At 63.6% G+C, this 24,103-nt stretch carries 22 protein-coding genes and 1 pseudogene; 14 read left to right on the top strand and 9 right to left on the bottom strand.

The features are described from left to right. Nucleotide 1: 1 nt before the first annotated feature. From OKW29_RS21715 to acs, 3 genes are all read right to left on the bottom strand, one after another. Nucleotides 2–2,020, bottom strand: coding sequence for a sodium:solute symporter family protein (locus OKW29_RS21715; RefSeq protein ID WP_429294904.1), 2,019 nt, complete (start codon nucleotides 2,018–2,020; stop codon nucleotides 2–4). A gap of 4 nt (nucleotides 2,021–2,024) precedes the next feature. Beyond that, complete coding sequence (locus OKW29_RS21710; protein ID WP_429292573.1) at nucleotides 2,025–2,453, bottom strand: DUF4212 domain-containing protein; 429 nt, start codon at nucleotides 2,451–2,453, stop codon at nucleotides 2,025–2,027. A gap of 157 nt (nucleotides 2,454–2,610) precedes the next feature. Continuing rightward, nucleotides 2,611–4,593, bottom strand: coding sequence for an acetate--CoA ligase (gene acs / locus OKW29_RS21705; RefSeq protein WP_429292572.1), 1,983 nt, complete (start codon nucleotides 4,591–4,593; stop codon nucleotides 2,611–2,613). A gap of 472 nt (nucleotides 4,594–5,065) precedes the next feature. On the opposite strand from acs, the pseudogene OKW29_RS21700 reads away from it, so the two are divergent. The 9 genes and pseudogenes from OKW29_RS21700 to OKW29_RS21660 all read left to right on the top strand — a co-directional run. Further along, nucleotides 5,066–5,479 (top strand): annotated as a pseudogene (locus OKW29_RS21700) (EamA family transporter); the annotation flags it as partial. Nucleotides 5,480–5,721: 242 nt separating this feature from the next. Then, nucleotides 5,722–6,252: a TIGR00645 family protein gene (locus tag OKW29_RS21695; RefSeq protein WP_429292571.1), complete on the top strand. Its 531-nt coding sequence runs from the start codon at nucleotides 5,722–5,724 to the stop codon at nucleotides 6,250–6,252. A gap of 7 nt (nucleotides 6,253–6,259) precedes the next feature. Next, complete coding sequence (locus OKW29_RS21690) at nucleotides 6,260–7,783, top strand: fumarate hydratase (protein WP_429292570.1); 1,524 nt, start codon at nucleotides 6,260–6,262, stop codon at nucleotides 7,781–7,783. 202 nt (nucleotides 7,784–7,985) lie between these two features. After that, nucleotides 7,986–8,465 carry a bacterioferritin gene (bfr, locus tag OKW29_RS21685; protein ID WP_018418627.1) on the top strand — a complete coding sequence of 160 codons (480 nt, stop codon included), beginning with the start codon at nucleotides 7,986–7,988 and terminating at the stop codon, nucleotides 8,463–8,465. A 163-nt stretch (nucleotides 8,466–8,628) separates the two neighbouring features. Then, a complete protein-coding gene (gene murI, locus OKW29_RS21680) occupies nucleotides 8,629–9,516 on the top strand; it encodes a glutamate racemase (protein ID WP_429292569.1) in 888 nt (295 codons plus the stop codon). 148 nt (nucleotides 9,517–9,664) lie between these two features. Then, nucleotides 9,665–9,919: a (2Fe-2S)-binding protein gene (locus OKW29_RS21675; protein ID WP_090803857.1), complete on the top strand. Its 255-nt coding sequence runs from the start codon at nucleotides 9,665–9,667 to the stop codon at nucleotides 9,917–9,919. 330 nt (nucleotides 9,920–10,249) lie between these two features. Then, nucleotides 10,250–10,987, top strand: coding sequence for an energy transducer TonB (locus OKW29_RS21670; RefSeq protein WP_429292568.1), 738 nt, complete (start codon nucleotides 10,250–10,252; stop codon nucleotides 10,985–10,987). A gap of 28 nt (nucleotides 10,988–11,015) precedes the next feature. Then, a complete protein-coding gene (locus OKW29_RS21665; protein ID WP_018418631.1) occupies nucleotides 11,016–11,747 on the top strand; it encodes a MotA/TolQ/ExbB proton channel family protein in 732 nt (243 codons plus the stop codon). A gap of 16 nt (nucleotides 11,748–11,763) precedes the next feature. Next, nucleotides 11,764–12,183, top strand: coding sequence for an ExbD/TolR family protein (locus tag OKW29_RS21660; RefSeq protein WP_429292567.1), 420 nt, complete (start codon nucleotides 11,764–11,766; stop codon nucleotides 12,181–12,183). 422 nt (nucleotides 12,184–12,605) lie between these two features. Here the strand turns inward: OKW29_RS21660 and OKW29_RS21655 are convergent, their stop codons facing one another. Beyond that, nucleotides 12,606–13,616: a LysR family transcriptional regulator gene (locus tag OKW29_RS21655; RefSeq protein ID WP_184070185.1), complete on the bottom strand. Its 1,011-nt coding sequence runs from the start codon at nucleotides 13,614–13,616 to the stop codon at nucleotides 12,606–12,608. 122 nt (nucleotides 13,617–13,738) lie between these two features. On the opposite strand from OKW29_RS21655, the gene OKW29_RS21650 reads away from it, so the two are divergent. The 4 genes from OKW29_RS21650 (at nucleotide 13,739) to hemP (ending at nucleotide 16,234) form a co-directional block, all read left to right on the top strand. Then, the gene (locus OKW29_RS21650; protein WP_429292566.1) at nucleotides 13,739–14,617 is read left to right on the top strand and encodes a pirin family protein; all 879 of its coding nucleotides are present in this window, start codon (nucleotides 13,739–13,741) and stop codon (nucleotides 14,615–14,617) included. 205 nt (nucleotides 14,618–14,822) lie between these two features. Beyond that, nucleotides 14,823–15,221 (top strand): OsmC family protein, encoded by a 399-nt coding sequence (locus OKW29_RS21645; RefSeq protein ID WP_184044399.1) that lies wholly within the window; start codon nucleotides 14,823–14,825, stop codon nucleotides 15,219–15,221. A gap of 85 nt (nucleotides 15,222–15,306) precedes the next feature. Then, on the top strand, nucleotides 15,307–15,789 hold the full coding sequence (locus OKW29_RS21640) for an SRPBCC family protein (RefSeq protein ID WP_184070189.1): 483 nt from the start codon (nucleotides 15,307–15,309) through the stop codon (nucleotides 15,787–15,789). A gap of 184 nt (nucleotides 15,790–15,973) precedes the next feature. Then, nucleotides 15,974–16,234, top strand: a complete 261-nt coding sequence (hemP, locus tag OKW29_RS21635) for a hemin uptake protein HemP (RefSeq protein WP_090803846.1) — start codon at nucleotides 15,974–15,976, stop codon at nucleotides 16,232–16,234. Between the two features lie 284 nt (nucleotides 16,235–16,518). Here the strand turns inward: hemP and OKW29_RS21630 are convergent, their stop codons facing one another. The 5 genes from OKW29_RS21630 to uvrB form a co-directional block, all read right to left on the bottom strand. Beyond that, on the bottom strand, nucleotides 16,519–17,928 hold the full coding sequence (locus OKW29_RS21630) for a 4Fe-4S binding protein (RefSeq protein WP_429292565.1): 1,410 nt from the start codon (nucleotides 17,926–17,928) through the stop codon (nucleotides 16,519–16,521). Beyond that, nucleotides 17,925–18,770 carry an FTR1 family iron permease gene (locus tag OKW29_RS21625; protein WP_429292564.1) on the bottom strand — a complete coding sequence of 282 codons (846 nt, stop codon included), beginning with the start codon at nucleotides 18,768–18,770 and terminating at the stop codon, nucleotides 17,925–17,927. Before OKW29_RS21625 ends, OKW29_RS21630 begins: the two co-directional genes overlap by 4 nt. Before the next feature lie 108 nt (nucleotides 18,771–18,878). After that, on the bottom strand, nucleotides 18,879–19,211 hold the full coding sequence (locus OKW29_RS21620; protein ID WP_429292563.1) for a cupredoxin domain-containing protein: 333 nt from the start codon (nucleotides 19,209–19,211) through the stop codon (nucleotides 18,879–18,881). A gap of 112 nt (nucleotides 19,212–19,323) precedes the next feature. Beyond that, entirely contained in the window at nucleotides 19,324–19,872 is a 549-nt protein-coding gene (locus OKW29_RS21615; protein ID WP_429292562.1) for an iron transporter, read from the bottom strand. 340 nt (nucleotides 19,873–20,212) lie between these two features. Next, nucleotides 20,213–22,306 (bottom strand): excinuclease ABC subunit UvrB, encoded by a 2,094-nt coding sequence (gene uvrB, locus OKW29_RS21610; RefSeq protein ID WP_429292561.1) that lies wholly within the window; start codon nucleotides 22,304–22,306, stop codon nucleotides 20,213–20,215. Between the two features lie 510 nt (nucleotides 22,307–22,816). Between uvrB and OKW29_RS21605 the strand changes: the two genes are divergently transcribed. Next, nucleotides 22,817–24,016 (top strand): amino acid aminotransferase, encoded by a 1,200-nt coding sequence (locus tag OKW29_RS21605; RefSeq protein WP_429292560.1) that lies wholly within the window; start codon nucleotides 22,817–22,819, stop codon nucleotides 24,014–24,016. The last annotated feature ends 87 nt before the right edge of the window (nucleotides 24,017–24,103 follow it).

The following is a 24,103-nucleotide window of genomic DNA, read 5'->3' as shown; positions in this document are numbered from 1 at the left end:
TCTACGGATGCCGGATATAGTCGACCAGCGCGATCGTATAAGCGTCCGCCTTTCGATCGAGCAAACTCACCCCGATCGCCACGAGAAAACCCGCCGGCACACCAAACACGCCCGAACTGATCGGCTCGATGCCAAACCAGCGCGCACCTGTGAATCCCGTCATCTGCGTGAAGAACGGATACGTCGACACGATGTAGTAGATGCACACGACGAGCCCTGCGACCATCCCCGCCACCGCGCCGAGCCGCGTCGTGCGTTTCCAGAACACGCCGAGCACGAGCGCCGGAAACAGACTCGACGCCGCCAGCGAAAACGCCGCCCCCACCAGAAACAGAATATTCCCCGTATTCAGCGACGCCACGTACGACGCGAACAATGCGACACCCAGCAGCAGAATCTTCGAGATCGTCACGCGCCGCTGGCTCGACGCGTTCGGATCGATCATGTGGTAGTACACGTCGTGCGATAGCGCGTTCGCGATCGTCAGCAGCAGACCATCCGCGGTCGATAGCGCCGCCCCGAGCGCCCCCGCCGCGATCAAGCCCGACATCACATACGGCAGCCCCGCGATCTCGGGCGCCGCGAGCACGACCATATCAGGCTGCATCTGGATCTCGCTCCAGCGCACGATACCGTCGCCGTTCGTATCGGCGAGGCTGATCAGGCTCGGTTCGACCTTGCGCCATTGCATCAGCCACTGCGGCAGATCGGCGAAATGATGGCCGACCAGATTCGACAGGATCTCGTACTTGATCAGCACCGCCAGCACCGGCACGGTCAGATAGAACAGCGCGACGAAAAAGAGCGTCCAGCCGACCGAGCGCCGCGCCGACGCCACCGAAGTCGTCGTGTTATAGCGCGTCAGGATATGCGGCAGGCTCGCCGTGCCAAGCGACAGACACAGCAGCAGCGATAGAAAGTTACGCGCGTGCGTGCTCCGGTCTTCATCACCGACAGCAGGAAACGGTTCCTGCATCGGCACCGGCGCGCTCGCCCGCATCAGCATGTCGTCGCGCTTCTGACTCCAGACGATCTGCGCGGCGGCGGCATCGCGCGGAAACTGTTCGAGCGCGCGCTCGCGCTCCTTGATCTCGCGCAACGGACCGTTATGGCGGCGCAGATCGCCGACCTCCTGCGTGAGCCGCTGCTTTTCGTCGATGAACGAATGCGGCAGCGTATCGAGCCGCAGTTGCATCAACGCGGCGCGGCGTCGATAGTCGTCGCGCACGCGCTCCTCGAGCGGCGCGTCGCGCACCTGTTTCTCGAGCCCTTCCATGCGCTCCATCAGGCGCCCATAGCTGAATTGCGGCACCCAGCCGAGGCCGTCCTTGTGCGCAATCATCGATACCGGTATCAGCATCGCGAGGATCAGGATGATGTACTGCGCGACCTGGGTCCACGTGACGGCACGCATGCCGCCCAGAAACGAGCACACCAGAATGCCCGCGAGCCCGCAGAAAATGCCGACCGCGAAATCGACGCCGATAAAGCGCGTCGCGATCAGCCCGACGCCCTGGATCTGCGCGACCAGATAGACGAACGAGCACAGGATCGCGGCGAGCGCCGCGAGGCCGCGCACCGCGTTGCTCGAATAGCGCGTGCCGAGAAAATCGGGAATCGTGTAGCGCGCGAGCTTGCGCACATACGGCGCGAGCAGGAACGCGACGAGGCAATAGCCGCCGGTCCAGCCCATCAGGTACGCGAGGCCGTCGTAGCCGGTCGCGTAGATCGAGCCGGCCAGACCGATGAACGACGCGGCCGACAACCAGTCGGCCGCGGTCGCCATGCCGTTGAACGCCGACGGCACGCGCCGCCCCGCTACATAGTATTCGACCAGGTCGGACGTGCGCGACAGCACGCCGATCACCGCATACACCGCGATCGGCACGAACAGGAACACATAGCCGATCCACACCCCGGGACCGTTGCTGCGCTCGATGCGCCACATCACGTAAACGAACAGCAGAAAGCCGAGCGTGTAGAGCGCGTACGAGCGGATCAGCCGATGCGTGAGCTTCATCGGCTCAGCGCCCGCGCGCGGCCGGCGCGGCCGTGCCGATCGTGACGTCATCGTTCGCGCCGGTGGTGGAATCCGCGGCGGGACCGCTTGCCGCATCGCGCTGCGAATCCGCTTCGAACGCGTGCTGCAACTGACGATCGGCGCGCTGCATCAGCACGATATAGACGACGATCAGCGCGAGATAGATCAGGATCGCGCCTTGTGCGCCAAAGTAGAACGGCAGCCTGAAGCCGCCTGCGTGCACCTGCGCGAGCGCGGGCGCCAGCAATGGCATGACGAAGGAGACGAAGAAGCCAAGCGTCATCAGCACCGCGATCAGCGCGAGGTTGAAACGCCAGTACCTGCGATGCGCGAGCGCCATCGCCGCCGAGACCGGTGGCGGTTCGGGCGGGGGGTTCAACCTGGCGTGGGAGGATAGGTGCGGCGCGGCCATGCGCCTATGTATCAAAAAGGCATCGGCGAGGCAATTGGGATTGTCCGCGCAACGCCGTGACGCAAGCCGTCCACTCGAATAACGGGTCTGCACGGCGTGCCCGCAAGCGTGTCGATCGACACGCCGCCGCCGTCCGCGCAGATCCGCTTACAACGCTTTAAATCGACTCGCCGAGCTGATCGAGAATCGCCGGGTTTTCCAGCGTCGACACGTCCTGGGTGATTTCCTCGCCCTTCGCGAGCGAACGCAACAGACGACGCATGATCTTGCCCGAACGCGTCTTCGGCAGGTTCTCGCCGAAGCGGATGTCCTTCGGCTTCGCGATCGGACCGATCTCCTTGCCGACCCAGTTGCGCAGGTCGTTCGCGAGCTTCACGGCCTCTTCGCCTTGCGGACGCGCACGCTTGAGCACCACGAACGCGCACACCGCCTCGCCGGTCGTCGCATCGGGGCGGCCCACCACGGCGGCTTCCGCGACGAGCGGATTGGCCACCAGTGCCGACTCGATCTCCATGGTGCCGAGACGATGGCCCGACACGTTCAGCACGTCGTCGATGCGGCCCATGATCGTGAAGTAGCCGGTCTCCTTGTCGCGCACCGCGCCGTCGCCGGCGAGGTAGAGCCTGCCGCCGAGCTCGTCGGGGAAGTAGCTCTTCTTGTAGCGGTCCGGATCGCCCCACACGTTGCGCAGCATCGCCGGCCACGGACGCTTGACCACCAGAATGCCGCCCTGCCCGTTCGGCACGTCCTGCCCGGTTTCGTCGACGACCGCAGCCATGATGCCCGGCAGCGGCAACGTGCACGAACCCGGCACGAGCGGCGTCGCGCCCGGCATCGGCGCGATCATGTGGCCGCCGGTCTCGGTCTGCCACCACGTATCGACGATCGGACAGCGGCCGCCGCCGACGTTCTCGTAGTACCACACCCACGCTTCCGGATTGATCGGTTCGCCGACCGTGCCGATGATGCGCAACGTCGACAGGTCGTAGCTCTTCGGATGCACTTTAGCGTCGGCCTCGGAGGCCTTGATCAGCGAGCGGATCGCAGTAGGAGCCGTATAGAACAGCGTGACCCTGTGCTTCGCGATCATCTGCCAGAAGCGCCCGGCGTCCGGATAGGTCGGCACGCCCTCGAACACGACCTGGGTGCCGCCAAGCGTGAGCGGCCCGTACGTAATGTAGCTATGGCCGGTGATCCAGCCGATGTCGGCGGTACACCAGAACACGTCGGAGGGGCGCCAGTCGAAGGTCCATTTCAGCGTTTGCGCGGCCCACAGCAGATAGCCGCCGGTGCTGTGCTGCACGCCCTTCGGCTTGCCGGTCGAGCCCGACGTATAGAGGATGAAGAGCGGATGCTCGGCGTCGACCCATTCGGGCGCGCACTGATCCGACTCGGCCTGTGCGAGTTCGTGCATCCACAGGTCGCGCCCTGCGTCCCACGCGACCTTGCCGCCGGTGCGCTGGTACACGATCACGCTCCTGACCTTCTCGCAGCCGCCGAGCGCGAGCGCTTCGTCGGCGATGTTCTTCAGCGGCAAAGCCTTGCCGCCGCGCATCTGTTCGTCGGACGTGATCAGCGCGACCGCGCCGACGTCGACGAGCCGCTCGTTGAGCGACTTCGACGAGAAGCCGCCGAACACGACCGAGTGCGTCGCGCCGATCCGCGCGCACGCCTGCATCGCGACGATGCCCTCGATCGACATCGGCATATAGATGACGACCGGGTCGCCTTTCTTCACGCCGCGTTTTTTCAGCGCATTCGCGAAGCGCGATACGCGTTGCAGCAGATCCTGATAGGTGACGTTGGTGACGGTACCGTCGTCGGCTTCGAACACGATCGCGACGCGCTCGCCGTTGCCGGCCTCGACGTGACGGTCGATGCTGTTATACGACGCGTTCAGCTGGCCGTCTTCGAACCACGTGTAGAACGGCGCCTTCGATTCGTCGAGCACCTTCGTAAACGGCTTTTGCCAACTCAGCGTCTCCTTCGCGAGACGCCCCCAGAAGCCTTCGTAGTCGCGCTCCGCTTCGGCGGCGAGCGCCCGGTACGCGTCCATGCCGGAGATCGTGGCATCCTTCGCAGTGTCAGCGGAGGGCGGAAAAACGCGGCGTTCCTGAAGAACCGATTCAATCGCAGACATCGACAACCCCTTGGTGAAGATGAAACGTAAAACCTGTACCGGCGCGCGTCGGGCGCGCGGGCCTTATCCCGTGCGAGCCGCCACGAGCGGCGCTGTCTCCCACCTCGCGATACCGTCAAACGCGCGTGCGTGCGGCATCGCAACATCCGTGCATGCGGGCACCCTGCGCGATCCTATCCCGCGTCAAGGCTTAACCATATGCGCTGCAACTTACCGGCCACTTACGCGCATCGTGTTGATCTGCAAGCGAAAACCCTGAGATCGCGCCAGCCATCGACGCAGTTACGCGTTGATCAGACGAGACGCGCGCGAAAAAGATCGCCGTTCTACAGAGCCTTCTACGCTCACTCGCAGCACATTGCATACCGCTGATGCGAACTCGACGCACCGCCAGCGCGCCCGCTTTCGCAACCTTACGCTGTCTCGCACGGCCTTTTACAATGCTAACTGAACTAGCCGTCCGGATTCCAGCTTGAATCGCTACGCCCTGCTTCTCATTACCTCGATGCTGCTGGTCGGCAGCAACGTCGGAATCGGTAAATCGATCGTCGCCTTCGTCCCCGTCCCGCTGTTCGCGCTGCTGCGTTTCGTGATCGCGATGGCCGTGCTTTGGCCGCTGTTGCGCGCGACCAAACTGCGCCGCGTCAAACGCGATGAATGGATCAACCTGTTTTTGCAGGCGCTATTCGGCACCTTCGGTTTCACGCTGCTGATGCTCAACGGCGTCGCGCGTACCAGCGCGGTCGCGGCCGGCGTGATCACGAGCACGATTCCGGCTGTCGTCGCGCTGCTGTCGTGGCTGATCCTGAAGGAGCGGCCCGATGGCCGCGCGCTCGCGCACGGCATCGCGCCTGCCTGCGTGGTCGCCGGTATCGGCCTCGCGAGCCTGAAAGCGCGCAGCGTGCCGCCGATCGCATCGTAATTCCGGTGTGGCGCGCGCTGCCCGCCGCAAAGCAGCAGATTCGACCGACGCTGTACAATAGCGCGCCTGACGCGAGTCTCGCGCCCCTTCGATGGCCGCGCCCCGCACCGCCGTCGGCGCCTGGCCCCCTGTTCCGTCACCCGCGCTTCATCTGACCGTTGCCTATGTCCGCTTCGCGACCCGCCTCCGCCCGTCCGCGCCGCCCCATGCGCGCGCTGCCCCACCTCGTTTTCATGAGCCGCTGGCTGCAGGTGCCGCTGTACCTCGGGCTGATCGTCGCGCAGGCGGTCTACGTCGTGCTATTCCTGAAGGAAGTCTGGCATCTGGTCACCGACTCGATGCAGCTCGACGAAACCAGCATCATGCTCGTCGTGCTGGGCCTGATCGACGTGGTGATGATCTCGAACCTGCTGATCATGGTGATCATCGGCGGGTATGAAACGTTCGTATCGCGCCTCGGCCTCGACGGTCATCCGGACGAACCGGAATGGCTCGATCACGTGAACGCCGGCGTGCTGAAAGTGAAGCTGTCGATGGCGCTGATCAGCATCTCGTCGATCCATCTGCTGAAGACCTTCATCAGCCCCGACCAGAACCACCACGCACACGCACCCCAAACATTTCGAAGGACCCGCGGCATTGCACGCCGTGGGCGGCATCAAGGTTTCCACTCCCATGAAGGCGCAAGACTGACCGCACCGTGCTGCGATCCGACAACAAGCGCCACTCCCCACTGAGCTAGCCATGACCGTCATCAAACAGGAAGACCTGATTCAGAGCATCGCTGATTCGCTGCAGTACATCAGCTACTACCATCCGCTCGACTACATCGAAGCGCTCGGCCGCGCGTACGAGCTCGAACAGAGCCCCGCAGCGAAGGACGCGATCGCGCAGATCCTGACCAACAGCCGCATGTGCGCCGAAGGCAAGCGCCCGATCTGCCAGGACACCGGCATCGTCACGGTGTTCGTGAAGGTCGGTATGGACGTGCGTTGGGACGGCGCCACGATGAGCGTCACCGACATGATCAACGAAGGCGTGCGCCGCGGTTATCTGAATCCGGACAACGTGCTGCGCGCATCGATCGTGAGCCCGCCCGAAGGCGCGCGCAAGAACACCAAGGACAACACGCCGGCCGTGATCCACTACGAGATCGTGCCGGGTAACACCGTCGACGTGCAGGTCGCGGCCAAGGGTGGCGGCTCGGAGAACAAGTCGAAGTTCGCGATGCTGAACCCGTCGGACTCGATCGTCGACTGGATCCTGAAGACCGTGCCGACGATGGGCGCGGGCTGGTGCCCGCCGGGCATGCTCGGCATCGGCATCGGCGGCACCGCTGAGAAAGCGATGGTGATGGCGAAGGAATCGCTGATGGACCCGATCGACATTCAGGACGTGATCGCGCGCGGCCCGAAGGACTGGATCGAAGAGCTGCGCGTCGAGTTGCACGAGAAGGTCAACGCACTCGGTATCGGCGCGCAGGGCCTCGGCGGTCTGTCCACTGTTCTCGACGTGAAGATCATGGCCGCGCCGACGCACGCCGCATCCAAGCCGATCGCGATCATCCCGAACTGCGCGGCGACCCGCCACGCGCACTTCACGCTCGACGGTTCGGGCGTCGCCAGGCTCGAAGCGCCGTCGCTCGACGCATGGCCGAAGGTGCACTGGGAACCGAACACGGAAACCAGCAAGCGCGTCGACCTCAACACGCTGACGCCGGAAGAAGTGGCGGGCTGGAAGCCGGGCCAGACGCTGCTGCTGTCGGGCAAGATGTTGACGGGCCGCGACGCCGCGCACAAGCGCATCGCCGACATGCTCGCGAAGGGCGAGAAGCTGCCGGTCGATTTCACGAACCGCGTGATCTACTACGTCGGCCCGGTCGATCCGGTGCGCGACGAAGCGGTCGGCCCGGCGGGCCCGACCACTGCGACGCGGATGGACAAGTTCACCGAGACGATGCTCGCGCAAACAGGCCTCATTTCGATGATCGGCAAGGCCGAGCGCGGCCCGGTCGCGATCGAGGCGATCAAGAAGCACAAGGCCGCGTATCTGATGGCCGTCGGCGGTGCGGCGTACCTCGTGTCGAAGGCGATCCGCAGCGCGAAGGTGCTCGCGTTCGAAGACCTCGGCATGGAAGCGATCTACGAGTTCGACGTGCAGGACATGCCGGTCACGGTCGCCGTCGATTCGAACGGCACCTCCGTGCACCAGACCGGCCCGAAGGAATGGCAAGCCAGGATCGGCAAGATTCCGGTCGCCACGGCTTGATGAGTCGCGATTAACGCTACTCAGGTCAGTCGAAAAGCCGGGGCCGCGATCCCGGCTTTTTCTTTCCGTGCGTCATGTACGCGCAAGGCGCCGCACGCACGAGGCCGCCAACGCCGCCAACAGTTGTATCGGATCTCTTGGCTTTTTTGGACATGGCGTTTATTGTTGTTGGAAATTCAAGGTCCCCGAAAAAGGAAATAACATGCAAGGCGACAAGAAGGTCATCGAATATCTGAACGCGCAGTTGAAGAACGAACTGACCGCGATCAATCAATACTTCCTGCATGCCCGAATGTACGGCCACTGGGGCCTCGACAAGCTCGGCAAGCACGAGTACGACGAGTCGATCGGCGAAATGAAGCATGCCGACATGCTGATCGAACGGATCTTCATGCTCGACGGTCTGCCGAATCTGCAGGACCTGCACAAGCTGCTGATCGGTGAGGAAACCAAAGAGATCCTCGAATGCGATCTGAAGCTCGAACAGATTTCGCAAGGCACCTGCAAGGAGGCGATTGCCTACTGCGAATCGGTGCGCGATTTCATCTCGCGCGAAATCTTCACGAAGATTCTCGACGACACCGAAGAGCACATCGACTGGCTCGAAACCCAGCTCGATCTGATCGACAAGGTCGGTATCCAGAACTACCAGCAAAGTGCGATGGGCTCGGTCGAGTCCTGATCGAAGCACGCTGAAGCATCCCGCGCGGTAGCGGCACGATGCCTGCCCAGCAGGCATTCGCGCCGGACCGTACCGCACGGGCGATATACTTGCGCGCTCGTTCGCGCCTCACCGTGGTTTCACCCTTTTCGCCGACCGCCACTTCACGCTCGTTTTTTCGCCTATGCCCGCCCCTTCGCCGTCCCCGACTGTCCGCAGTGTTGCCGCTGGCGCCGCGTCGCAGGCGCCGATCGGCATTTTCGATTCGGGGCTCGGCGGCCTGTCCGTGCTGCGCGCGGTGCGCGCGCAACTGCCTGACGAGGCGTTGCTGTATGTCGCCGATTCGCTGTACGCGCCCTACGGCGAGCGCGACGACGACTTCATCACCGACCGCACGCTGGCCATCGGCCAATGGCTCGCCGCACAAGGCGCGAAGGCGCTCGTGGTCGCATGCAATACTGCGACCGCGCAGTCGATCGCGCTGGTGCGCGAAAAGCTGCCGATTCCGCTCGTCGGCGTCGAGCCGGGTGTCAAGCCCGCCGCGCTGCAATCGAAAAGCCGCGTCGCCGGCGTGCTCGCGACCCAGGCGACACTGCGCAGCGCCCGCTTCCAGGGGCTGCTCGAACGCTACGCCGCCGACTGCCGCTTTCTGTGCCAGCCCGGCCACGGGCTCGTGCAGGCGGTCGAGCGTTGCGACGTCGGCTCGGCCGAGCTGCAGGCACTCCTGCGCAGCTACCTGGAACCGATGCTCGACGCGGGCGCCGACACGCTGGTGCTCGGCTGCACCCATTACCCCTTTCTCGACGCGGCGATCCGCGACATCGTCGGCGAGCGGCTCGCGCTGATCGATACGAGCGTGGCGATCGCGCGTCAGCTAGAACGCGTGCTCGAGCAGCACGGCCTGCGCGCCGCCGCGTCGGCCGGGGGCACGCCGCTGCCGCGCTTCTATTCCACCGACGACGGCATCCATCAGCAGCAACTCGCCGCCACGCTGCTGCGGATCGAGGCCGCGGTCGAGCAGGTATCGATACCGTCGGGCCGCACGGCCGCATCGGATTCTCGCGCCGCCTAGCGCCGGCAACCGGCCCGCGCCCCGCCCTTCCTTCCGACGAAATCCATTCTAAGAGTCTGTTTTGTTACAAAAAATCGCACGGGACGCTTGCCAAACGAACCAAACAAAATGATAATAATTCGCATTAACGTTAGCTATGACGCCTGCCATGATCGTTTGTGTCTGCAAATCCGTATCCGACCGCACAATCCGCTCCTCGATTGCGGACGGCATCGACTCGTTCGACGAGTTGCAGTTTGAACTCGGCGTCGCCTCGTGCTGCGGCAAATGCGAGGAATCCGTGCGTGACGTGATGCTGCAAAGCGGCGTGTGCGCGAGCCGTTGCGGCGTGGTCGAGCATCGGCAGGTGCAGAGCGTCGCCGAGGTCGTGCAAGTCGCGTTCTACGAGCGCAAGGCAGCCTGAGTTCAGCTAGCAGGGCCCGGTGCAAGCCGTGTCGGTGCATCTAAAAGCCCCTCTGCTTCACGCACGCTTTATGTAGCGCTCCGATGCGACGTTGAATGTGCCGCACGTCTGCAACACAACCGCAGTACTGTCCGCCGTACTCCGTTATCCCACTGCCGTCAGCAAGCCAGTACTCGTACCAGCCAGCTACCCCGCTCCCCCTTCGAAAGGAGTTCGAGATGGAATTGCTGATTGGTTTCGTGACTACCTTGTTCATTTCGCTGCTGATTTTCCGAACATGACGATGCCCTGTTTGACGCGCCGCCCGCACGGTGCGCTGCCACACTGACCATGCAGGCTCCGCATCCCGTTTCCGCGAGCGCCACGCTGGCGTCGTCCACCCGACCGAATTCCCGCGCGCTGACGGCCACTGCCATAGTCGCCGCGGTTCACGTCGCTCTGCTCGCCGTGATCATGACGCTGCGTCACGAGCCTGTACCGGTCGCGCTCGAATCGCACGTGATGACCGCCGAACTGCTGCCGCCCGCGCCGCTCGCCGCGCCGGTCGCGCTGCAATCGATCGCTCCGCCGCCGCCCCGGCCAACGCCGCCCGTCCATACGAGGCCGAAAGCCCAGCCGAAGCCGACTCCGACGCCCAAGCCGACGCCAACTCCGTTGCCACAGGCCGCTGCGCCATCGCCGACGCCGGTCGCGGCGCCCGATCCGACGCCGGCCGCGCCCGCCGCGCCGGCGACACCGCCCACCGCGGCAGCGCCCGCGATCGGCAAGCCGACGATGGAAATCAGCGCGCCGAAAAACGTGTCGCACCTCGATTGCAATATCAGCCAGCCCGAATACCCGGCTCTATCGCGGCGCCGCGGCGAATCCGGCACCGCGTACGTGCACTTCGTCGTCGGTCTGACCGGCAAGCTCGAGAACATCGAGTTGAAGAAAAGCAGCGGCTTTAGCCGTCTCGACGACGCGGCCGTGGCCGCCGTACGCGCGAGCGCCTGCAAACCGTATCTCGAGAACGGCGAGCCCGTCAGGGCCGCGTACACCCAGCCTTTCAACTTCAATCTGACCGACTGAAGCAAGCTTTCAAAAACAAGGAATTGCAATGCAAAACTACGGATTGGCACACGTGTGGGCGCAAGGGGATTTCGTGACGCGCGGTATCGCGCTGGCGCTATTGATCATGTCGGTGATGTCGTGGAGCGTGATCGTCGTCAAAGGCTGGAACGTGATGCGCCTGAAGCGCCTGACGAAGAACGCCGAGCAGGCGTTCTGGCATTCGGACGACCTCGCCGACGGCGTGAAAAAGCTCGGCGGCGGCGCCTCGACGCCGCATGACAACCCGTTCCTCGCGCTCGCGCTGTCGGGCCAGGAAGCGGCCGACCATCATCACCAGACGCAGCCGCATCTGCATGACCGCATGGACGTATCGGACTGGATCACGCGCTGCCTGAAAGACACGATGGACGAAAGCGTCGCGCGCATGCAGAGCGGTCTCGCGATTCTCGCGTCGATCGGCAGCACCGCGCCGTTCGTCGGCCTGTTCGGCACCGTGTGGGGCATCTATCACGCGCTGCTCGCGATCGGCGCGAGCGGCCAGTCGTCGATCGACCAGGTCGCCGGCCCGGTCGGCGAAGCGCTGATCATGACCGCGTTTGGTCTGTTCGTCGCGATTCCGGCCGTGCTCGGCTATAACGCGCTGACGCGCGCCAACAAGGCGATCGTCGCGAAGCTGAGCCGCTTCGCGCACGGCCTGCATGCGTTCTTCGTGACCGGTGCCCGCTTGTCGTCGACCAGGCGCGGCGACGGCCTGCGTCTCGCAACCCGCGCCAACTGATCGACGAGGCATCCCAATGGCAATGAGCCCTTTCGCCGGAGACGATGACGACGCCCTGATGAACGAGATCAACATGACGCCGCTCGTCGACGTGATGCTGGTTCTGCTGATCGTCTTCATGGTGACGATTCCGGTGATCCGTCACGCGGTCAAGATCGATCTGCCGCACGCGAGCAGTCAGAGGGAAGACACGAAGCCCGCGCAGGTGACGGTGTCGATCGACGCGGACGGCAACGTGCTGTGGGACAGCACCAAGGTCGACGATGCGGCGCTCGCCGCGAAGATCGCCGCGGCCGCGCAGGCGAGCCCGCAGCCGGAGTTGCATCTCGATGCGGACCGCAAGGTGCCGTACGAGAAGGTCGCTCAGGTGATGTCCGCCGCGCAGGCTGGCGGACTGACGAAGATCGGTTTCGTCACGCAGCCCAAAGCGAAGTAAGCGGTAACGTGGCAAGCGGAGCAGCGCGCTCGTCCACGGGAACTCCCCTTTAAACAGGGCCAAAAAGTAAAAGGCCTTCATCGTCGGATGAAGGCCTTTTTTTGTGCGCACTGGGCGCCTTCGGGCGGCGGGATCATTTGCCATCGGCCGAAGACTGATAGCTTTTATCACCGCATGCGAGGGCCGTGGTCGACACGGACAACGCGGTCAGCCCTATCAGGCCCGCTATGATAGCGGCCATGAGTTTTCGCATAGGACACTCCTTAGCGAAAGGGATTTCACTATATGCCTGTGCGCGCGCGCATTCAAGCAAACGACCATTGAAAGTAATCATGACAGGCCGCGCTTAAATGCTAAAAACGATTTCCGAAGCGCGCTAGCGGCCCGCGGCGCACCGTGCCCCCTTAAGTTGCCACCGAGCCTCATGAAACCGCCGCCGACGCAGCGGAGGACGCCCTCGCCACCGATGCCTGCGCCGCCGCTTTTTCGGCGCGCTCAGGACACTCGCCGATGATGTGCTTGCCCTCATCCGGATCGAGCATCTCGACCAGATAATCGACGAACGCGCGCACGGCCGGCACCATCCCCTGACGCGACACGAACACCGCGTACAACTGCGGCGTCGGAAAACTCCAGCCCGGCATCACCGGCGACAGTTGCCCCGCTCTCAACGCGGCTCCATACATCATCTCCGGCAATGCGGCGATGCCGACGCCGGCGAGTACCGCCTCGCGAATCGTCATCAGATCGGCGGTCACGAGGCGCGGCTCGTGTTCGTGAGCATGGCGCGTGCCGTCGGGCGAGATCAGGTTGTACACGTGGCGGCCGTCGCTCGTCGGCACGTCGAGTGTTTCGAAGCGGTTCAGGTCGCCCGGCGTCAGCGGCGGCGCATTCTGCTGCAGCAGGCTCGGCGCGCCGACCAGCATCTGCTCGGTGCGCCACAGCGGCCGCACGACGATGTTCGCGTTTTCCGGCGGGTCCGAACGCACGCGCAGTGCGACGTCGATCGAATCCTCGAACAGATCGACCACGCGATTCGTCACGCGCATCACGACGCGCACCTCCGGAAAGCGGTGCATGAATTCCGGCAGGATCGTCGACAGAATCGTCTGCGAGATCGTAACCGGCACGCTGACGCGCACCGTGCCGCGCGGCGACGAGCGCAGCTGCTGCACGACATTGACCGCCGCCTGCGCTTCGCTGAGCATCGCCTGACAGTGCTGGTAGAACAGCTGGCCCGCTTCGGTCAGTGCGAGCTTGCGAGTGGAACGCTGCAACAGGCGCACGCCGAGCGACGCCTCCAGCTCCGTGAGCCGACGCGACAGGCGCGACTTCGAGATGCCCAGCATCCGCTCGGCGGCCGAAAATCCGCCATGTTCGACGACCTGCGAAAAGTACATGAGGTCGTTCAGATTGTGTGAATCGATCTTCATCTCATCGTTCCATGAATAGAACAATCCATTGCTGAGGGACGGCTGGCACCGCCAAAAACGGTCCCTATAATAGCCCCATGTTTCAGAAATCGCGCTATTCCCCATTTTTCGAGGTGATATTGATGACTACGTCACGCACGATCGAACGCACGTTCCCGTCGGTTCGCACAGTAGAGGGCGGCGGATTCATCGTTCATCGACCGTTTCCGACGCGTCTGCTGATGGACTTCGATCCGTTCCTGCTGCTCGACGAAATGGGGCCGGTCGACTATGCGCCCGGCGAGGCCATCGGCGCGCCCGATCATCCGCATCGCGGCTTCGAGACGGTCACCTATGTGCTCGAGGGCCAGTTCGGCCACAAGGATTCGGCGGGCCATTCCGGCACGCTGCACGCCGGTGACGTGCAATGGATGACCGCGGGCGCGGGCGTCGTGCATAGCGAAATGCCGGACCCGGAATTCACGCGCACCGGCGGTCGCGTGCACGGCCTGCAGCTATGGGTGAACCTGCCGCGTCGCGACAAGATGATCGCGCCGCGCTACCAGGAAATTCCGTCGACACGCATTCCGGCCGCGACGTCCGAAGACGGTCAGGTGCGCGTGAAGGTCATCGCGGGCGAAGCGCTCGGCGTCAAGGCCGCGATCGAAACGCACACGCCGATCCTGTATCAGCATTTCTCGTTGCAGCCGGGCGCGACGATTCGCCAGCCGGTACCGGCCGACTATCGCGTGTTCGCGTATGGGCTGTCCGGCAAGGGCGTGTATGGCGAAGGCGACGCGCGCGCGGACATCGACGCGCGCACGATGGTGGTGTTCGCCAACGACGGCGACGCGGTGACCATCACGGCCGGCGACGAACCACTCGAAGTGCTGCTGCTCGGCGGCGTGCCGCTGAAGGAGCCGGTGGTGCGCTATGGCCCGTTCGTGATGAATACCGAAGACGAGATCCGTCAGGCAGTGATCGACTATCAGGCCGGGCGGATGGGCGCGATCACGCACTGACAGGCGAGCGCGTGCCGCGCGTTTGTCACGCCTGTCGGCGCGAGGCGAAGCTTGCCACCAGCCACGCGCGCGCCGCCAAATCATCCGCCACGGGCCGCGAACGCCGATAAATTCGTTCACAATAACGGCTCATGTCGCGCGGCCCGCATTGATTTCGACAGTCCGCGGCGCGCGACGCTATTCGATCCCTATCAGAGGAGCGCGTATGGCAGAGCCCACCGTCACCGCCCACATCGGTTCGACGAATTTCCAGGTCGTGTTCGACGACGGCAAGCACACCTGGCTTGCCGACGAACCCGAATCGCTAGGCGGCGGCGACCGCGGCCCGACGCCGGTCTCGCTGCTGCTGTCGAGCCTCGGCGCTTGTACGTCGATCACGCTAAAGATGTACGCGCAGCGCAAAGGCTGGCCGCTCGCGGGCGTACGCGTCAAACTGTCGATGGAAACCGGCGACGCAGGCTCGACGATCGACCGTCAGATCATGCTCGATGGCGAACTCTCCGGCGAGCAGCGGGAACGGCTTTTGCAAATTGCCAATGCGTGCCCGGTGCACAAGATCCTCACGCACACGATCTCGATCCGTTCCGCGCTCGCGGTCGCTTAACAGCCGCAGCAAACGCGCATAGGACGGTCGGACGCCGTCCGTTCGGGTCACGGGTATTGCAATATTTTCATAGGACGCAGTCGTCTTGAATTTCGAACACCTTATTCAGATCAACGATCCGTTGAATCCCTTCGTCGAATCGATGACCCGCGAGCAGCTGTGGGAAGGGCTCGTGCTGCGCGCCGAGCAGCCGCAACTGTTCGTGATGGGTCTCGACAGTTGCACGATCCTGTCGCGCGACGGCAATGTGCTCGAGCGTGAGTTGCACTACGGCCACGCCACTGTGCGCGATCGCGTCACGCTGCAGGAAACCGAAAGCGTGCGCTACGACATCCTGCCGACCGCCGAGCACGTCGGCGGCTCCCTGACGATGACGATCGAGCAGCCCGATGAGTTGCAGTTGTTCCTACGCTTCGAGTACGCGACCACGCTGCCCGTCTCGACCGACCAGGACGCCGTGCAGACGCAGGAGATCGTCAAGTCCGCGTATCGCGAGAACGATATCGATACGGTGCGGCTGATCCGCCAGTACGTCGCGGCCGGGCAGGAACCGGGACCGTTGCACTGACATACCGCGCGGGCGCCCTGCCCGCGCTTTCGCGGGGCCATGTCAGAATGGCTTCCAGAATCGCCATCTAGACGCACTTTCATTCAGCTATCAAAAGTCGGATCCGATCAATTTCTCGATCTTGCAAATAGGAATGGTTATCATTTAGGATGATCGCATCGAATCGACGAACAAGCTAAAACGAATGACCGATATGACTCGCTCCTCCACGCTCAGCCTGCGCCGCTCGGCGGCCGCGCTAACCAGCCGCCCGAAATCGTCGACGACGGCCGCGCCCGCGGCGAAACCCGGCGCGCAACGCACCGCCGGCCAGAGCGAGACGTCGGAACGGGTCGTGCGCAGCGACGCGCTGCTGCAAGGCCATAGTCACATCAGCATCGTGCACAACGGCGACACGTATCAACTGCGTGCGACGCGCCTCGGCAAGCTGATCCTGACGAAGTAGCAAGGCAACACGAGGTAAGTACCGGGTATTGTGGGGACCACCTCCCAGAGAGGTGTTAGGCATTAGCCAGCCACGACGGTTTGCACGCGAGAACTAGACCCCTTCGTGCAGACACCAAGCCAGCCGTCGCAGCAAGCCAGGCCGCTTTTTTGGTTCTCGCTCGAAAGCCGATGCGCGCAACGGCGTACATCGCTGAAGCTGAAAATGAAAAAGCCGTGGGATGTCACCATCCCACGGCTTTTTTTTGCGTGTGCCTGCGTTCGCACCGGATACAGGCGAAGGACTTACTTCGACGCCCAGCCCCAGAACATCAGCCACCACGCGCTATTGACGACCGCCAGCGCCGCGACGAACCACAACATCGCCAGCGCGCGTTGCACGAAGCGCTCGCTGTAGCGGCGCGTGACAAGCCACGCGAGCCATGCGCTCCACGCGCTCGCAATCACGAGAATTGCGATGCGCAGACCCGACGCCCACCACAGCGACACGTGCTCGGCGCGCAGCAGCGACAGCGTCGTCGCCGACAGACCAAGGAATACGCCCGCGCCCGCGATCGGAATCAGCCCCTGCGTCAAGTGATGCAGACGCGTTGCGTCGAAGCGCCCGAGCATGCGCGTCGCGCCCGTCAGCAACAGCAGCAGTGCGGTGCCGTAGACGAGCGCCGTCGCGAGGATGTAGCCGATCAGCAGCGAACCGTCGAGCCACGAGAACACGTCGTTCTGATCGGGGTAATGCGTGAACAGGAACCACGGCGCGTTGGTGTCGAGCGGCCACGTGATGTCGCGATCGACGAGCCACGTCGCGGCGAACATCTTCAGGTCGATGAACCAGCGCGATGCGGTCCAGTGGAACGCGCCGATCGCGATGCCGAGCAGGCCGTACAGGATCAGCGCGGTGTCCCACGGGTTCGCCTTCTTGTCGCCCAACTGCACGATTTCGGTCGACGGCTTGCGCCACGTCAGCGCGATCGCATCGCGGTGTCCGCTGCAGCGGCCGCACATATGGCAGTCCGCCGCACCCTTCATGTTGCGCAACGGCACGAGCGGCGCGCAGTTGATCGGAATCACGCGATGCCCATGCTCGCCGTTCGTGTACGAGCGGCGCCACGCGTCTTCGTCGACCTTGTAGTGAAACGGCGCGAGCCGTGACAGAAGCGAAAAAACCCCGTTGACGGGGCACAGGTATTTGCACCAGACGCGCTTCTCGCGTCCGTATAGCAGACCGATCACGATTGCCGCGAAGGTCGAGCCGCCGAGCACCAGCAACACCGCTTTCGGATACTGGTAGACGCTCACCATCTGCCCGTAGATCGTCGTGATGCCGAACGCGACGAACGGCCAGCCGCCCCAGCGCATCCAATGCGGAATAGCGCGGCCGCGGCCGAATTTGCTCGCGAATTCGGCGAGCGCGCCCTCGGGACACAGCACGCCGCACCAGACGCGGCCGAGCATCACCATCGACAGCAACACGAACGGCCACCAGATGCCCCAGAACACGAACTGCGCGGCGAGCGTCAGGTTGTTCCACAGATGCGCGGTGTCGTCCGGCAGCGGCATCAGCGCGGGCACGACGATCAGGAACGCATACACCGCGACCACGACCCACTGGATGCCGCGAATCACCGCGCCGTGGCGCTGCATCCACTGGCCGGCCGCCGCGAGGCGGCCCGGCCGGGAAGCCATCACGGCGCTCATGCCGCGCGCCCTACCGTCTGCTGCGCGGGCTTGCGACTGGCGCGGCGCACGAGCAGATAAACGACCGCCCAATACACGGCATAGGCGAGCAGATTCATCAGCGCCGGATGCGCGCGGTAGCCGGTCAGCGTCGCGACGAGCGAACCGAAGGTGCTCGAGTCATCGAGAATCGCCGACGAATTCCACAGCTGGTCGACGAGCGTCGGCAGGATTTCCTTGTCGATCAGCTTGTCGACGCCGGTCTGGAACAGCCCCGCGCCGAGGAACAGCAGCATGATTTCGGTGACGCGAAAAAAGAGCCGCCACGAGATGATCTTGCCGCCGAGCTGCAACACGTAGAAGGTCAGGAACGCAAGCGCGAGACCGATCACGACAGCGAGCATCTGACTGCCGTCGACATGACCCGACTGGCCAAAGCCGAGGCCGTACAGGAAGATCACGGTTTCGCTGCCTTCGCGCGCGATCGCCAGTGTGACCAGCAGCGCCACGCCCCACCAGTTCGAATCGCGCTGGCTCTTTTGCAGCGACTGTTCCATGTCGCGCTTCAGCGTGCGGCCGTGCTGCTTCATCCACAGCACCATCTGCACGATCAGCACGCAGGCGATGAGCACCATCGCGGTCTGGAAGTAATCCTGCGCGTCACCGGAGAGCACCTCGGTGAAGCCGACCAGCGCCGCGCCGAGCGCCACCGCCGCGATCACGCCGGCCGCCACGCCGCCCCACAGGTACGGCAAGCCGCGGCGGGCGTCGTCGTCGCCGTTTTTCAACCACGCGTACAGGATGCCGACGACCAGCAGCGCCTCGACGCTCTCCCGCCACACGATGAACAGAATCTGACCCATTCAAGCTCTCCCTTCGATCCTTCTACTGCCCGCTTCCGTTGCCTCGCGCGACCGACAGCGCCCGCTTGCCGTGGCGAGTTCGCGTTCGCATTCGATCGAGACCACTGCTTACTTCGCGACGATCACGCCCTGCGCCTGCTGGTGAAAGTCGTCGAAAAACTTGTATTCGCCCGGCTCCAGCGGAGCGATCACGACGAACGAATCGGCGCCCGGCGCCAGAACCTTCTCTTTACGCAACTGCACGCTTTCGAATTCGGCCGCGCCCTTGCCGGTGTTGCGTACTTCGATCTTGATACGCTGGCCTGCCGGCACTTCGATGCGGGCCGGGTTCAGTTTGCCGTCGTTCATTTCGAGCTTGAAGGTCGGCAGGTCGGCTGCATGAGCCGTGGCCGCCAGGAAAAACGTGGCGCCAAGCATCGCGATCTTTCGGTTGATTCTCATTGCCCTTTCCGGAAAACGCGACGCACCAACGCCAGATTTGACTCCGACTGTCCGCGCGCCGTCTGCTGCATTCACTGATATGTTGAGCGACCGCGTTGGCGCCGCGCGCCGATCAGTAACCGCCCTTCTTGCCGATGCCAGCGAAGGTGAAGTCGTATTCGAGCGTGATTGGCTTGAACCACGGACCCACGCCGGTTTCCTTGTCGACGTGACGGCCGAACGCCATGTGGCCCATTTGCATCGGCGGTTCGACGATCAGCTTCAGGTGATACTTGCCCGGGCCTCGCAGCTTGACGTTGTCGCCGTAGTGCGGACCATCGTTCGCGACCATCGGCATCAGGTCGCCCTTCAACGGCTGGTTCGAGCCGGCCTTCGTCAGTTCGTAGTGCACCTGCAGATACGGCATCCAGTCGCCTTCGGCGAAACCGGTCGGATTGTTCTTGACCGCGTGGATGTCGGACTCGAGGTGAATGTCCGAATCCGACGCCTTGCGCATCATGCCTTCAGGTTCCATCGTGACCGGCTGCAGGTAGACCGCGCCGATTTCCATGCCGCCCTGGATCTGCTGCTTGCCAATCGGATATTCGGCGGCCGAGACCGACAGCGCCGCGACAGCAGCTACCGCTGCCGCGCCACCGCGCACAAAGGAAGAAATCCGCATTGAAGCTCCTTGTTTTGATCAGACTGGGAATCGACTTCGTTGAAACACTGCGCTCGCAAGTCAGATGTAAATTTAAATGCGAACGATTCTCAATATTGGACGAGTTTATCATCGATCGCTGATGAGAACAAACCTGTCAGCACGCTCTGCCTGATGTCAGCAGGGTCTTAAGGCTCGCTTAAGAAACGCTCGTGCGGCGGGGAAACAGGGGCGGAATTCGTCACGGCCAGGTTGGCCGCGCCGACGGCTGCGGGGGGACCTAAAGCGCCGGCCGATGTGAACAGGCGCGGCGAATGGCCGCGCCCTTTCGTGGTGGACAAAAGCGGTGGAGGGACGCTAGCTATTCGACGCCCGACACGTGGTCGCCGACGTTCGCGCCGAACACGCGCTGACGCAGCAGCGCAAGCTGGTCGCGGGTCTGCGCGGCCTTCTCGAATTCGAGATTCTTCGCGTGCTCCATCATCTGCTTTTCAAGGCGCTTGATCTCCTTGGCGAGTTGCTTCTCGGACATGTCCTCGAACTTCGCGCGAGTCTGCTGCTCCTTCAACTCGGCACGCGCTTCGTCGACGTTGTACACGCCATCGATCATGTCGCGAATCCGTTTCACGACGCCGCGCGGCGTAATGCCGTGCGCGGCGTTGAACGCGATCTGCTTCGTACGGCGCCGCTCGGTTTCGTCGATCGCGCGACGCATCGAGTCCGTGATGTTGTCTCCGTACAGAATCGCCTTGCCGTTCACGTTACGCGCCGCCCGGCCGATGGTCTGGATCAGCGAACGCTCGGCGCGCAGGAAGCCTTCCTTGTCCGCGTCGAGAATCGCGACGAGCGACACCTCGGGAATATCGAGCCCCTCGCGCAGCAGGTTGATCCCGACCAGCACGTCGAACGCGCCGAGACGCAGATCGCGGATGATCTCGACGCGCTCGACCGTGTCGATGTCGCTGTGCAGATAGCGCACCTTGATGCCGTGGTCGGCCAGGAACTCGGTGAGCTGCTCGGCCATCCGTTTGGTCAGCGTCGTGACCAGCACGCGGTCGCCGGCCTTGACGCGCTCGTTGATCTCGCCAAGCACGTCGTCGACCTGGCTGCGCGCCGGCCGCACCTCGATTTCAGGGTCGACGAGGCCGGTCGGACGCACAAGCTGTTCGGCGACCTGCCCCGCGGTCCTCTTCTCGTAATCGGCAGGCGTCGCCGACACGAACACGACCTGGCGCATCTTGCGCTCGAACTCGTTGAACTTGAGCGGCCGGTTGTCGAGCGCCGACGGCAGCCGGAAGCCGTAGTCGACGAGGTTTTCCTTGCGCGCGCGGTCGCCGTTGTACATGCCGTTCAGCTGGCCAATCAGCACGTGCGATTCGTCGAGCATCATGATCGCGTCGGGCGGCAGGTAATCGACGAGCGTCGGCGGCGGCTCGCCCGGCGCCGCGCCCGAGAAGTGCCGCGAATAGTTCTCGATGCCCTTGCAGAAACCGAGCTCCTGCAGCATTTCGAGGTCAAAGCGGGTGCGCTGCTCGAGGCGCTGCGCCTCGACGAGCTTGCCTTGGCTATAGAAGAATTCGAGGCGCTCGCGCAGCTCGGCCTTGATCGTTTCGACGGCGCGCAGCACGGTATCGCGCGGCGTCACGTAGTGCGACGACGGATAGACGGTAAAGCGCGTAATTTTCTGCCGCACGCGGCCGGTCAACGGATCGAATAGCTGCAGCGTCTCGACCTCGTCGTCGAACAACTCGACGCGCACCGCCATCTCGGCGTGCTCGGCCGGGAAGATATCGATGGTGTCGCCGCGCACGCGGAACGAGCCGCGCTGGAAGTCGGCTTCGTTGCGGCTGTACTGCATCGCGATCAGCCGCGCGATGACGTCGCGCTGACCGAGCCGGTCGCCGGTGCGCAGCGTCAGGATCATCTGGTGGTATTCGGACGGATTGCCGATACCGTAAATCGCCGACACCGTCGCGACGATCACCACGTCGCGCCGCTCCATCAGGCTCTTGGTCGCCGACAGCCGCATCTGCTCGATATGCTCGTTGATCGACGAGTCTTTCTCGATGAACAGATCGCGCTGCGGCACATACGCTTCCGGCTGGTAGTAGTCGTAGTACGAAACGAAGTACTCGACCGCGTTGCGCGGAAAGAACTCGCGGAACTCCGAATACAGCTGCGCGGCGAGCGTCTTGTTCGGCGCGAACACGATCGCCGGGCGGCCGAGCCGCGCGATCGTGTTGGCCATCGTGAAAGTCTTGCCGGAGCCGGTCACGCCGAGCAGCGTCTGGAACGCGAGACCGTCGCCGACGCCTTCGACGAGCGTGTCGATGGCCGTAGGCTGGTCGCCGGCGGGCAGATACGGCTGGTAGAGCTTGAACGGCGAACCTTCGAACGTGATGAATTTTGATTCGTCGAGCGTATCGTCGGCTTCAGTCAGATGGTGTTCGGACATGAGGGGCGGCACCGGGCCTTGGGCAAAGAATCATTCTAACGGGTTGCGGAAAGCGAAGATCGAGCGGGCTTACGTAGGGCGGACCTGGGCGCCGGTGTGTTATGGCCCTTTGCGGACTTGCGCGCCCTGACGGGGTTTACCGCGAACTCCCATCCCGGGCTCTGTCCTCCACGCCACGCGTCATCGTGGCGCAGTCAGCGCCAATGGACAGCGCACCTCGGCCTGTTCGCGCCGTCGACATCGCCACGCCCGCTCGAATTCCTTACTGCCACATGGCTCTCCAGTGCCTGTTTTTCAAGCAAATAATCGCCTTTTGCCCGTCTGGTCGTCCGAAAAAAGCGCCCGGATTCGTTACAATGCGAAGTTGCGCTCGCTCGCCGCTGTCCATAGGCCGTCCCCGATTTTCGCGTTTCGTCGAACTCACGCCCACCCGCGAAACGCCGCAGACGCCCCAGATGAGGCCGCTCGCGCGCGAAGCTGCCCTCTTTTCACTACTGCTGCCCACCCATCATGTCTCTGTTCTCCGCCGTCGAACTTGCTCCCCGCGACCCGATTCTGGGCCTGAACGAAGCTTTCAACGCCGATACGCGCGCCACCAAGGTCAACCTCGGCGTTGGCGTGTACTTCAATGAAGAAGGCAAGATTCCGCTGCTGCGCGCCGTGCGCGAGGCGGAAAGGGCTCGCGTCGAAGCCGCGCTGCCGCGTGGCTATCTGCCGATCGAAGGTATCGCCGCTTACGATGCCGCCGTGCAAAAGCTGCTGCTCGGCAACGACTCGCCGCTGATCGCGGCCGGCCGCGTCGTCACGGCGCAGGCGCTGGGCGGCACGGGCGCGCTGAAGATCGGCGCGGACTTCCTGAAGCGCGTGAATCCGAATAGCAAGGTCGCGATCAGCGATCCGAGCTGGGAAAATCACCGCGCGCTGTTCGAAGGCGCGGGCTTCGTCGTCGAATCGTATCCGTACTATGACGCGCAGACGCACGGCGTGAACTTCGATGGCATGTTGAGCGCGCTGAACAGCTATGAGGCGGGCACGATCGTCGTGCTGCATGCGTGCTGCCATAACCCGACCGGCGTCGACCTGAGCGTCGAGCAGTGGAAGCAGGTCGTCGAGGTCGTCAAGGCGCGCAACCTCGTGCCGTTCCTCGATATCGCCTACCAGGGCTTCGGCGACAACATCGAAGCGGACGCGGCAGCCGTGCGTCTGTTCGCGGCGCAGGAACTGAACGTGTTCGTGTCTTCGTCGTTCTCGAAGTCGTTCTCGCTGTACGGCGAGCGCGTCGGCGCACTGTCGATCATCACCGCGAGCAAGGAAGAAGCGGCGCGCGTGCTGTCGCAACTGAAACGCGTGATCCGCACCAACTACTCGAACCCGCCGACGCACGGCGGCTCGGTAGTCGCGGCCGTGCTCGCATCGCCGGAACTGCGCGCGACGTGGGAAAGCGAACTGGGCGAAATGCGCGAGCGCATCCGCGCGATGCGCAATGGTCTCGTCGAGCGTCTGAAGGCAAGCGGCGTTGATCGTGACTTCAGCTTCGTGAACGCACAGCGCGGCATGTTCTCGTACTCGGGTCTGACGGCACCGCAAGTGGACCGTCTGCGCGAAGAGTTCGGTATCTATGCGGTCAGCACGGGCCGCATCTGCGTGGCTGCGCTCAATACGCGCAACCTCGACGTCGTCGCCACCGCGATTGCTCACGTGCTGAAGTAAGGCGATTCACAGCGCGGAGGCTTGCCGTGCAAGTGCAGCAGGTTCGCCGCTGCCACCGCCTGTAAAAACGGCGCCCTTTTCTGAAAG

Source organism: Paraburkholderia sp. CI3 (assembly GCF_050436505.1).
GTDB lineage: Bacteria > Pseudomonadota > Gammaproteobacteria > Burkholderiales > Burkholderiaceae > Paraburkholderia > Paraburkholderia tuberum.
The sequence above is the reverse complement of the archived record's forward strand: the minus strand, read 5'-3'. Positions and strand labels throughout refer to the sequence as shown.